The 11,303-nt window shown below is 60.9% G+C and carries 9 protein-coding genes; 5 read left to right on the top strand and 4 right to left on the bottom strand.

The window, feature by feature from the left end:
* Positions 1 to 132: 132 nt before the first annotated feature.
* The 3 genes from preA to hydA form a co-directional block, all read right to left on the bottom strand.
* Complete coding sequence (gene preA, locus PseAD21_RS19715; protein ID WP_102357217.1) at positions 133 to 1,407, bottom strand: NAD-dependent dihydropyrimidine dehydrogenase subunit PreA; 1,275 nt, start codon at positions 1,405 to 1,407, stop codon at positions 133 to 135.
* Positions 1,408 to 2,775, bottom strand: coding sequence for an NAD(P)-dependent oxidoreductase (locus tag PseAD21_RS19710; RefSeq protein ID WP_102357216.1), 1,368 nt, complete (start codon positions 2,773 to 2,775; stop codon positions 1,408 to 1,410).
* 108 nt (positions 2,776 to 2,883) lie between these two features.
* Positions 2,884 to 4,323, bottom strand: coding sequence for a dihydropyrimidinase (gene hydA / locus PseAD21_RS19705; RefSeq protein WP_102357214.1), 1,440 nt, complete (start codon positions 4,321 to 4,323; stop codon positions 2,884 to 2,886).
* Between the two features lie 624 nt (positions 4,324 to 4,947).
* Here hydA and PseAD21_RS19700 point away from each other — a divergent pair.
* The 3 genes from PseAD21_RS19700 (at position 4,948) to PseAD21_RS19690 (ending at position 8,845) form a co-directional block, all read left to right on the top strand.
* Positions 4,948 to 6,432: an NCS1 family nucleobase:cation symporter-1 gene (locus PseAD21_RS19700; protein WP_102357212.1), complete on the top strand. Its 1,485-nt coding sequence runs from the start codon at positions 4,948 to 4,950 to the stop codon at positions 6,430 to 6,432.
* A 140-nt stretch (positions 6,433 to 6,572) separates the two neighbouring features.
* Positions 6,573 to 7,856 (top strand): Zn-dependent hydrolase, encoded by a 1,284-nt coding sequence (locus tag PseAD21_RS19695; protein ID WP_102357211.1) that lies wholly within the window; start codon positions 6,573 to 6,575, stop codon positions 7,854 to 7,856.
* Between the two features lie 71 nt (positions 7,857 to 7,927).
* Complete coding sequence (locus PseAD21_RS19690; protein WP_178082145.1) at positions 7,928 to 8,845, top strand: DHH family phosphoesterase; 918 nt, start codon at positions 7,928 to 7,930, stop codon at positions 8,843 to 8,845.
* Positions 8,846 to 8,853: 8 nt separating this feature from the next.
* Here the strand turns inward: PseAD21_RS19690 and PseAD21_RS19685 are convergent, their stop codons facing one another.
* Positions 8,854 to 9,063, bottom strand: a complete 210-nt coding sequence (locus tag PseAD21_RS19685; RefSeq protein ID WP_102357207.1) for a hypothetical protein — start codon at positions 9,061 to 9,063, stop codon at positions 8,854 to 8,856.
* Positions 9,064 to 9,289: 226 nt separating this feature from the next.
* Here PseAD21_RS19685 and PseAD21_RS19680 point away from each other — a divergent pair, with 226 nt between their 5' ends.
* Together PseAD21_RS19680 and PseAD21_RS19675 are read left to right on the top strand one after the other, a co-directional pair.
* Complete coding sequence (locus tag PseAD21_RS19680) at positions 9,290 to 10,786, top strand: helix-turn-helix transcriptional regulator (RefSeq protein ID WP_102357206.1); 1,497 nt, start codon at positions 9,290 to 9,292, stop codon at positions 10,784 to 10,786.
* A gap of 135 nt (positions 10,787 to 10,921) precedes the next feature.
* A complete protein-coding gene (locus PseAD21_RS19675) occupies positions 10,922 to 11,179 on the top strand; it encodes a DUF1652 domain-containing protein (RefSeq protein WP_102357204.1) in 258 nt (85 codons plus the stop codon).
* Positions 11,180 to 11,303 lie beyond the last annotated feature (124 nt).

Raw genomic sequence — 11,303 nt, 5'->3', positions numbered from 1 at the left:
CCACAGTAGGAATGCATTCCAGATGTAGAAGCTGCTGGCCCCTTCGCGAGCAGGCTCACTCCTACAGGGGAACGCATTCCCAATGTGGGAGCGGGCTTGCTCGCGAAGGCGTCAGTTCAGACGCTACCGGCCTCAAGGTGAGACATGGTACGGATTGCGCGGATCATGATTCCAGTCCAGAAACGGCTTGCCCGTCTCCATTGGCACCATCTCGATGCAGTCCGCCACCGGGCAGGTGATCTGGCACAGATTGCAGCCCACGCACTCATCATCGATCACTTCATATATATGCGTGCCGTCCGCCTGTTTCAGGCTGCTGATCGCCTGGTGTGAAGTGTCTTCGCAAGCAATGTGGCAGCGCCCGCAACCAATGCACGCCTCTTGGTCGATCTTGGCGATCACCTGATAGTTGATATCGAGGTACTTCCAGTCCGTGGTATTGCCCACCGCGCGCCCGGAAAACTCGGCAATGTTGGCGTAGCCCTGACTGTCCATCCACCGCGACAGCCCGTCCTTCATTTCCTCGACAATCCGGAAACCGTGCAGCATCGCCGCCGTGCATACCTGTACTGCGCCGCTGCCGAGCGCGATGAATTCCGCCGCGTCACGCCAACTGCCGATGCCACCAATGCCGCAGATCGGCAGGCCCTGGGTCTGCGGATCGCGGGCAATCTCGGCAACCATGTTCAGCGCAATCGGCTTCACCGCCGAACCGCAATAACCGCCGTGGGTGCTTTTACTGCCAACGGTGGGCAAGGCGACCATGTGTTCCAGGTCGACGCTGGTGATCGAATTGATGGTGTTGATCAGCGACACCGCATCGGCGCCACCGCGATGCGCAGCGCGGGCGGCGACGCGGATGTCGGTGATGTTCGGCGTGAGTTTGACGATCACCGGCAGCGAGCAATAGGTCTTGCACCAGCGCGTCACTTGCTCGACGTACTCCGGCACCTGACCGACCGCCGCGCCCATGCCGCGCTCGGGCATACCGTGGGGGCAGCCGAAATTCAGCTCGATGCCGTCGGCACCGGTGGCTTCCACCAGCGGCAGGATGTGTTTCCACGATTCCTCGACGCACGGCACCATCAGCGAGACGATCAGCGCGCGATCCGGCCAGTCTTTTTTGACCTGGGTGATCTCGCGCAGGTTGATCTCCAGCGAGCGGTCGGTGATCAGTTCGATGTTGTTGATCCCCAGCACTTCGCGGTTGTTGCCGTAGTGTGCCGAGTAACGCGACGAGACGTTGACCGCTGCCGGGTCCTCGCCGAGGGTTTTCCAGACCACGCCACCCCAGCCGGCCTCGAAGGCGCGCACCACGTTGTAGGCCTTGTCGGTCGGCGGGGCAGAGGCCAGCCAGAACGGGTTGGGGGCTTTGATACCGGCGAAGACAATCGAGAGATCGGCCATTTACGCAGCCTCCACGTTGAGCATCAGTTGCGTGTTGATCGCCTCGGCGGCGCGTTTTCCATGCTGCACCGCTTGCACGGTGAGATCCTGATCGAGGCTGGTGCAGTCGCCGCCGGCATACACTCCGGGGATGCTGGTGCGCAGGTTGTCATCGACCTGAATCCGTTCGTCCTGACGCTTGAGTTCGCGCGCCAGCGGGTCGCCGAGGGCGCTGCTGTCGAAGGCCTGGCCGATGGCTTTGAAAATCGCGTCGGCCGCCAGTTCGAAGGTTTCGCCCGTGGTTTGCAGGCGACCGTCGACCAGGTGCGTGCGGGCGAAACGCATGCCGCGCACCTTGCCTTGCGCGTCGAGCAGCACTTCATCCGGTTGCGCCCAGGTCAGCAGGCGCACCTGATTGGCTTTGGCGATGTCTTGTTCGTGACCGGTGGCGCCCATGTCCGCCGCGCCACGGCGATACACCAGATTGACATCGCGGGCACCGAGGCGGGCCATTTGCACGGCCATGTCGATCGCCGTGTTGCCGGCACCGAGGACAATGCAGCGCTCGGCCAGCGGCAGTTGCGTCAGGTCATCGGCTTGGCGCAGTTCGCGGATGTAGTCGGTGGCGGCGAGTAAACCAGGCGCGTCCTCGTGCGGCAGGCCGAGCTGCTTGCTGGCGTTGAGGCCGAGGCCGAGAAATACCGCGTCGAACTGCTGATGCAATTCGCTGAGGGTCAGGTTGTCGCCGAGTTTCTGCCCGTGACGGATTTCGATACCGCCGATCTGCAGAAGGAAATCCAGCTCCTTCTGCGCGTAGTCGTCGACCAGTTTGTACTTGGCGATCCCGTATTCGTTGAGGCCGCCAGCCTTCTCCCGCGCTTCGAAAATCACCACGTCGTGGCCGCGCATGGCGCTGCGGTGGGCGCAGGACAAACCCGCCGGCCCGGCGCCGACCACGGCGATGCGCTTGCCGGTGCTGGCCGAACGCTGGAACGGATGCTCGGTGAAGTGCGCGTTGTCCACGGCGTAGCGTTGCAGCAGGCCGATCAGCACCGGCGCGCATTCCTGGGCGTTGTTGCGCACGCAGGCTTGCTGGCAGAGGATTTCGGTCGGACAGACCCGCGCACAACTGCCGCCGAGGATGTTCGCCGAGAGGATTTTCTGCGCAGCACCGGGTACGTTGTCCTGGTGGATATTACGGATGAACGACGGAATGTCGATCTCGCTTGGGCACGCGTTGACGCACGGCGCGTCGTAGCAATACAGGCAGCGCGACGCTTCCAGGTGCGCCTGCCGGGCATTGAGCGGCGGCGCCAGATCGGTGAAGTGGCCGGCGAGGGCGGCCGCGCTTTCATGCGGGTGCGGGAGATGGTTCAGGGTCTCGATCACGGTTTTGTGCCTCACGGTTATTGAGGTTCTCTGCCTCTGTCGGGCAGTGGTTGATCGTTCCCACGCAGAGCGTGGGAACGATCATTTATGAGGCCGAAGGCCTGGATTTCAGCGTTTCACAGCTGTCGGCTTATGTAACTCAGCCCGCTTGCTCAGCAAATCAAACACGGCCGGATACGCCGGCCGTTCGATATACCGCCCGGCCCCGCGCTCGGCGCGCAGATCACCGTCGGCCCAGACCACTTTGCCCTGGCTGATGGTGTGGCTTTGCACGCCGCGCACGGTCTTGCCCTCGAAGATGTTGAAGTCCACCTGCTGATGGTGGGTCTTGGCGGATATGGTGCGGGTGCCTTGCGGGTCCCACAGCACCAGGTCGGCATCGGCGCCGATGCGAATCGCACCTTTGCGCGGGTAGAGGTTGAAGATCTTTGCCGTGTTGGTGGAGGTCAATGCGACGAAGTCCTGCATCGACAAACGCCCGCTGTTGACGCCTTCATCCCACAGCACTGCCATGCGGTCTTCGATGCCGGCGGTGCCGTTGGGGATCTTGCTGAAATCGTCGCGCCCGGCGGCTTTCTGTTCGGCGCAGAAGCAGCAATGGTCAGTGGCGGTGGTGTGCAGATTGCCGCTTTGCAATCCATGCCAAAGTGCCTCTTGATGGCCGCGCGGACGGAACGGCGGGCTCATCACGTAACCGGCGGCGGTCTGCCAGTCCGGGTGCTGGTAAACGCTGTCGTCCAGCAGCAGATGCCCGGCCAGCACTTCGCCGTACACCGGTTGGCCCTTGCTGCGCGCATAGGTGATTTCGTCGAGGGCTTCCTTGGTCGAGACGTGCACCAGATAGAGCGGTGTGCCGATGGTTTCGGCGATGCGAATCGCCCGGCTGGCGGCTTCACCTTCGACTTGCGATGGCCGTGACAGCGGATGCGCTTCCGGCCCGGTGATGCCCTGGGCCATCAGCTTGCGTTGCAGGTGATAGACCAGCTCACCGTTTTCTGCGTGCACGGTCGGCACTGCGCCGAGCTCCAGGCAGCGCTCGAAGCTCGCCACCAGCGTGTCATCGGCGGCCATGATCGCGTTCTTGTAGGCCATGAAATGCTTGAAGCTGTTGATCCCGTGATGGCTGACCAGTTCGGCCATTTCCTCACGCACCTGCTCGCTCCACCAGGTGATCGCGACGTGGAAGCCATAGTCGGACGCGGACTTTTCCGCCCAGCCGCGCCACTGATGAAACGCTTCCATCAGCGACTGCTGCGGATTGGGAATCACGAAGTCGATGATCGAGGTGGTGCCGCCGGCCAGACCGGCCGCCGTGCCGCTGTAGAAGTCTTCACTGGCCACGGTGCCCATGAAGGGCAGTTGCATGTGGGTGTGCGGATCGATGCCGCCGGGCATCAGGTATTGACCGCTGCCGTCCAGCACGTCGGCGCCGGCGGGAATATCAAGGTTTTCACCGATGGCTTTGATCACTCCGTCGGCGCAATAGACGTCGGCGCGGTAACTTTCATCATGGGTAACAACGGTGGCGCCACGGATCAACAGAGACATTCCGAGTTCCTCGTAGGCATGACCGACTGGTGCCGGTTCTAAATGTTTTATTGATGTACAGCGATGATCGGCGTATTCCTGTCAGCGCTGTCAGGAATAGAAGCTAGTCGCAGTTATGCAATTGATCAAGATTATTTTTTATAAGCTTATATCTATCTTAAGCTAATGAAAAATAACGATAAAAAATGTAAATCACCAAAGTGGTGAGGCTGTTCACCATTTTGACGCACTTGACAGGATGGAAATATGAGCAAGATTTCCTATGTGAAATCAGCCGCTTGAAGTTGAGCTGCGGTCGATCGCCAAGAATGAAAAAAAGTGCAGTGCACCAGATTGAGTCCTGACAGTTCGAGCAACTTGGCAAACGTTTGGCCTGAGCGTGCAGACAAGTTTTCGCGGAATCACCGGTGAATAAATTAAAAACGAGCAATATCAGAAAGTTGCAATGTATTTGTAATACGGCCCTGGCGCTAAGCGGGTAAACCGGCACGTTTATTGATGCCGCCGCTGACACCATGGCCGGTACACGAAAGTTGTCAGTTCCTCCGGCCATCGTCCGGTTCGCCCCTTGGTGCGCAGCCGCCTGATGAGCAAAAAAATAATCAGAAGAACAGTGGAGCGGCCATGCAACAGAACAGATCGCAAGTGACCGAGCGCGACGGCTTGTTCGAACTCGAAGCCGGCAGCGACGTCCTCGACAGTCCCCGTTACAACCACGACATGGCACCGACCAAGGTGCGCGAACGAACCTGGAACAAATGGCACATCACCGCGCTGTGGGTCGGCATGTCGGTGTGCGTGCCGACCTACACCCTCGGTGGTGTGCTCACCGCGTATTTCGGTCTGAGCGTTGGTGAAGCGCTGATGGCGATTCTGCTGGCCAACGTCATCGTGCTGATCCCGCTCACGCTCAACGCCTTTCCCGGCACCAAGTACGGCATTCCATTCCCGGTGCTGTTGCGTTCGTCGTTCGGCGTGCTCGGCTCCAACGTGCCGTGCCTGATTCGCGCGCTGGTGGCGTGTGGCTGGTTCGGCATCCAGACTATGTTCGGCGGTCTGGCGATCCACCTGTTTCTCGGCTCGATCTTCGACGGCTGGAAATCCCTCGGCGGCACCGGCGAAGTGATCGGCTTCATGATCTTCTGGTCGCTGAACCTGTGGGTGGTGATCCGTGGCGCCGAGTCGATCAAATGGCTGGAAACCCTGTCCGCGCCGTTGCTGGTGGCGGTCGGCGTCGGCCTGCTGATGTGGGCGATGCCCAATGTGTCGATGACCGAGCTGTTGGCGATTCCACCGAAACGCCCGGAAGGCGCCAGTGTGGTCAGTTACTTCGCCGCCGGGCTGACGGCGATGGTCGGCTTCTGGGCCACGCTGTCGCTGAACATTCCTGACTTCAGTCGTTACGCCAAGAGCCAGAAGGACCAGATCCTCGGGCAGATTTTCGGCCTGCCGCTGACCATGTTCCTGTTCGCTTCGCTGGGTGTGGTGATGACCGCCGCGTCGGTGAAACTGGTGGGCGTGACCGTGTCTGATCCGGTCAGTCTGATCGGCCATATCCAGAGCCCAGTGTGGGTCGCGGTGGCCATGGCGCTGATCATCATCGCCACGCTGTCGACCAACACCGCGGCGAACATTGTTTCGCCGACCAACGACTTCCAGAACATCGCGCCCAAGGTGATCAACCGCACCAAAGCGGTGTTGCTCACTGGTTTCGTCGGGCTTGCGCTGATGGCCCATGAACTGCTGAAAAAGCTCGGGCTGATCGTTTCCGATGTCAGCCTGGAGACCGTGTATTCCAACTGGCTGCTGGGCTACTCGAGCCTGCTCGGGCCGATCGCCGGGATCATGGTGGTGGACTATTTCCTGATCAAGAAACAGCAACTGGACCTGGCCGGGTTGTACCGCGACGACGTGTATCCGGCATGGAACCGGGCCGGGTTTGTCGCGTTTGGCGTGCCGGTGGTGCTGACCCTGCTGTCGCTGGGCAGCACCGCGTTCAGCTGGTTCTACAGCTACGGCTGGTTCACTGGCTCGGCGCTCGGAGGGTTGATCTATTACGGGTTGTGCGCGATGCGGGCACAGCCTTCTGCTGTGAAATCACCGGTGTAGCAGATGATCGTTCCCACGCTCTGCGTGGGAATGCAGCCCGGGACGCTCCGCGTCCCCACAGCGGACGCAGAGCGTCCATGGATGAATTCCCACGCAGAGCGTGGGAACTATCGAGAAGAAAACTGCCTGAGGAGATCCCCATGAACGCAGCCGTAGACGTTCTGCAATCCACCCATCAGCACATCAACCGCGATCGCCTCTGGGCCTCGCTCATGGAACTGGCCAGGCTCGGCGCCACGGTCAAGGGCGGGGTCTGTCGCCTGGCCCTGACCGATCTCGACCGCCAGGCCCGCGACCTGTTCGTGCAATGGTGCGAGGACGCCGGGTGCAGCGTCACGGTGGATGAAGTCGGCAACATTTTCGCCCGTCGCCCGGGGCGCAATCCCGACCTGCCGCCGGTGATGACCGGCAGCCACATCGACACCCAACCCACCGGCGGCAAGTTCGACGGCTGCTTTGGCGTGCTCGCTGGTGTCGAAGTGCTGCGCACCCTCAATGACCTCGGCGTGGAAACCGAAGCGCCGCTGGAAGTGGTGGTCTGGACCAACGAAGAAGGTTCACGCTTCGCCCCGTGCATGATGGGTTCCGGGGTGTTCGCCGAGAAATTCACCCTCGAAGAAACCCTGGCCAAGGTCGATGCCGACGGCGTGACTGTCGGCGAAGCCCTGAACGCCATCGGCTACGCCGGGCCGCGCAAAGTCAGCGGGCACAAGGTCGGCGCTTATTTCGAAGCGCACATCGAGCAAGGCCCGATCCTCGAAGATGAGCAAAAAACCATCGGCGTGGTGCTCGGCGCATTGGGGCAGAAGTGGTTCGACCTGAAACTGCGCGGCGTCGAAGCCCACGCCGGCCCGACGCCGATGCACTTGCGCAAGGACGCGCTGGTCGGCGCCTCGGTGATCGTCGGCGCGGTCAATCGCGCTGCTCTTGGCCATCAACCCCACGCCTGCGGCACCGTCGGTTGCCTGCAAGCCTATCCTGGCTCGCGCAACGTCATCCCCGGCGAAGTGCGCATGACCCTCGACTTCCGCCATCTGCAACCGGCGCGCCTGGATTCGATGATTGCCGAGGTGAAGCAGGTCATCGACGCCACCTGCGAAGAACATGGCCTGACCTATGAACTGACCCCGACCGCCGACTTTCCGCCGCTGTACTTCGAACAAGGCTGCGTCGAAGCCGTGCGCGGTGCGGCGAAAGGCCTGGGGCTGTCGCACATGGACATCGTCAGCGGCGCCGGCCATGACGCGATCTTCCTCGCCGAACTCGGCCCGGCCGGGATGATTTTCGTGCCGTGCGAGGGCGGCATCAGCCACAACGAAATCGAGAACGCGGCGCCAGACGATCTGGCAGCCGGGTGCGCGGTGTTATTGCGGGCGATGCTCGCCGCTTCGGCGGCGGTGGCAGCGGGGCAGCGCGCGGCCTGACTTCATATCGTCACGCAGATGTGCGACGTTGCCGGCCCTGTAATATTGGCCAGGGACGCGCAATGTCGCCCATCACCGTGATCACTTCAGGCTCGGCCTATCTGGACATCGACGCCTACGCCTGTTGCATCGCCTACGCAGAATTGCTCAACCTGCAAGGCGTTCCCGCCCGCGCCGTCAGTAGCGCAGCCCCCAACAGCAGCGTATCGCCAACCGTTTTGAGTTGGGGCGCTGCTTTTCAGCACTACACACCGCAAGCAAACGACGAATTCGTGCTGGTCGATGTTTCCGACTTTCAGCATTTCGACCCGCTGGTGGTGCTCGACCAGGTGGTGGAGGTCATCGATCATCACCCGGGTTTTGAACGGTACTGGGCTGAGCGACTGGGTTGCGCCGCCGACATCCGCCCGATAGGCGCTGCGGCGACGCTGGTCTTTCAGCGCTGGCAAGCCGCCGGCCTGCTATCGCGAATCAGCGAGCCAAGCGCGGCATTGCTGGCCACGGCGATCCTCGACAACACGCTCAACTTCACCGGGCAGATGACCACCGAGCTGGATGTTCTGGCTTATGAATTGTTGGTGCAGCGGGCGAATCTGGCGGCTGACTGGCCCGAGCAGTATTTCCTCGAATGTCAGGCAGCCATCGAAGTAGATCTACAGGGCGCGTTGGCGGCGGATCTGAAACGCTTCAACCCGGCCAGCAATTTGCCGCAGGTTTTCGCACAAATGACGGTGTGGGATGCCGACGGGTTGCTTCACAAACATCGCAACGAGATCTGCGGCTGGATGGCCGGGCAGGGCGAGGACTGGTTGCTGAACGTCATCAGCATCCGTGACGGCAAGAGTTGTTTGCTGGCTGAGCCGCTGGTCAGCCAGCAGAGGTTGAATCGGTTGCTGCCACTGGAGTGGCAGGCATCCGTGGCGATTGTGAAACCGTCGATGCTGCGCAAGGAACTGTTGAAGCTGGGACTGAACCTCAACCCGGTCTGATGCGCTGATCAACCTGGGCGGTCATTCTTGCTCGCAGTGCCCTGGCGACGGTCGGGGCCGTCGGGGTTGCCCACATCCAGCAACCGGCGTTCGACCAACACATTCTCCAGTGCCTGACGCTCGACCGGCGCCATTTGGTGTTCACGCTTTTTCAGCTCCAGCAGAATCGGGCTGGACCAGGTGCGATAAGTCTGTTCGATGTTGCGACGCGACGTCATCAGTCTCTCCTTGATCAAGAGCCCGGTATAGCTGGCAGGGGCTCAATCCGATGAGGGATTAACGTTAGTCGACAAACCCCGAGTCCGCGAATACACCGCCATCCCCTGTAGGCGCGAGCAAGCCCGCTCCTACTGGGGGAACGAGGTGGTGCGGGAATTTATGTTCGGCACGATCACGCACGGCTGCGGTCGTAATCTTCACACGTGCATTCCCTGTGGAGATCCAATGAGCCAGGAAGTCCTGACCCGCGAAACCAATCGTCGGCAGTTGCAGCAGATCATCGCCGGGCTGTCCGACGGGGTGATTCTGCTGGAGCTCGATCAGAGCATCCTCTGGGCCAATGAGGCGGCGTTGGCCATGCACGGCGTCAGTCGGATCGGTGAGCTTGGCACTAACGCCGATGAGTACGCCAAGCGCTTCACGCTGCGTTATCGCAACAACCACCTGCTGCCGCCGGATAACTACCCGATCAGCCGCGTCGCCCGCTGTGAAGTGTTCAGCGACGTACTGATCGAAATGTGCGCGGTGAATGACCCGGAACGCGTCTGGGTGCACAGCGTTCGCAGCATGGTGCTGACTGACCGCGAGGGGCAGCCGGAGTCGCTGGTGCTGATCATGAGCGACGTCACCGACTGGGCCAACGCCGAGCAGCGCTTCGAGAAAACCTTCAATGCCAACCCGGCGCCGGCGGTGATCTGCCGCCTCAGCGATTTGCGCTACATCAAGGTCAATCCCGGTTTTCTGGAGATGACTGGCTACACCCGCGATCAGGTGATCGGCACTTCGGCTTATGAAATCGACATCTTTGAGCAGGCCGAGAAAAAGGATCTGGCGATTCAGCGTCTGCGCGACGTCGCGACCATCCCGCAGATGCAGGCCGAACTGCGTCTGCCCGATGGCGGCAGCAAGCAGGTGATCGTTGCCGGGCAACCGCTGCAACTCAATGACGAGGACTGCATGCTGTTTTCCTTCGTCGACATGGAACTGCGGCACAAGGCCGAAGTGGCGCTGCGCCAGAGTGAAGAACGCTTTGCCAAGGCGTTCCGCCTGACCCCGGTGCCGATTCTGATCTGCAGCGCCGACGAGCAGCAGGTGATCGATGTCAACCAGGCGTTCCTCGACACGCTGACTTACGACAGCGAAGACGTCGTCGGTAAAACCGTGACGCAGCTGAATTTCATCGATGACGACGGTGCCCGCGCCCGGTTGCTGACCGCGCTGGCGAAAAACGGTCGGGTGGACCGGGTCGATGTGCAGGTGCGCAAGAAGGACGCGGACCTGCTGGAGTGCGCGGTGTCCGCCGACACCGTGAATATTCAGGACACGCCGTGTTATCTGCTGGTGCTGATGGACATCACCGAGCGCAAGCGCACCGAGCTTGAGCTGGTGGCGGCGATTGAAGAGGTGATGAAAGACGCTTCGTGGTTCAGCCGTACGCTGATTGAGAAACTGGCCAATGTGAAGAAGGTCAACTCGCCACAACTGCCCAGCGTGTCGTTCACCGACCTGACGGCGCGCGAGCGTGATGTACTGGGGTTGATCTGTGAGGGGCTGGCTGACAAGGAAATTGCGGCGAGGCTGAAGCTGGCGCCGAACACCGTGCGCAATCATGTGGCGACGGTGTATTCCAAGCTCGATGTGCACAGCCGTAGCGAGGCGATTGTCTGGGCGCGGGAGCGGGGTTTGTTTTCGGGTGAACGGGGTGGCAAGGGGCAGCGGTAGGTGCAAATGCACTAGTTGAACTGGTGCAAATGGAGGTGTTGGTGCGCGGGGCCGGTTCTTAGTCTGGTGGAGTGCGATACGAGCCTGTTGGCTTGGGATCGTGCTCCCTTCGAAGCCGCTAAAGGAACAGCCTCCATGATGAATCTTGTGCAGTTGCGCGTACGCCTGGAGCAGAGTTTTTCGCCGCTGGCGTGTGAGTGTCTGGTGGATGGTGATCATTCGCTGACGGTGAAGTTGTATCACCCGGGGTCGGGGCAGGTGGATCTGGTGATCAGTGGGTTGAAGCTTGATGCGTTGCGTACGCCGGAGGCGGTGGTAGCGTTGGTGGATGAGTTGCGGTATGAGTTGGAGAGTAATTCTTTGCGGTCTTCTCGGGATCCGGATTTGGTTTAGGTTTTGGGTTTTTGGGTTTTTGGGTGGATCCGTTGCTGCGGTAACGGCTGCTTAGGGGTTCGCCCTGACGGCGAGTCACTTTTTCCAGACGCCGAAAAAGTAACCAAAAAGGCTTGCTCCTACG

It is taken from the genome of Pseudomonas sp. AD21 (assembly GCF_002878485.1).
Classification (GTDB): domain Bacteria; phylum Pseudomonadota; class Gammaproteobacteria; order Pseudomonadales; family Pseudomonadaceae; genus Aquipseudomonas.
This window is presented reverse-complemented; position numbering and strand designations above follow the sequence as displayed.

What these genes read in the sequence shown, in the direction of transcription:
- PseAD21_RS19680 (WP_102357206.1), top strand. Translation starts at nt 9,290, where the DNA reads ATGAGCCAGGAAGTCCTGACCCGCGAAACCAATCGTCGGCAGTTGCAG.
- preA (WP_102357217.1), bottom strand. Translation starts at nt 1,407, where the DNA reads ATGGCCGATCTCTCGATTGTCTTCGCCGGTATCAAAGCCCCCAACCCG.
- PseAD21_RS19685 (WP_102357207.1), bottom strand. Translation starts at nt 9,063, where the DNA reads ATGACGTCGCGTCGCAACATCGAACAGACTTATCGCACCTGGTCCAGC.
- PseAD21_RS19700 (WP_102357212.1), top strand. Translation starts at nt 4,948, where the DNA reads ATGCAACAGAACAGATCGCAAGTGACCGAGCGCGACGGCTTGTTCGAA.
- PseAD21_RS19675 (WP_102357204.1), top strand. Translation starts at nt 10,922, where the DNA reads ATGATGAATCTTGTGCAGTTGCGCGTACGCCTGGAGCAGAGTTTTTCG.
- hydA (WP_102357214.1), bottom strand. Translation starts at nt 4,323, where the DNA reads ATGTCTCTGTTGATCCGTGGCGCCACCGTTGTTACCCATGATGAAAGT.
- PseAD21_RS19695 (WP_102357211.1), top strand. Translation starts at nt 6,573, where the DNA reads ATGAACGCAGCCGTAGACGTTCTGCAATCCACCCATCAGCACATCAAC.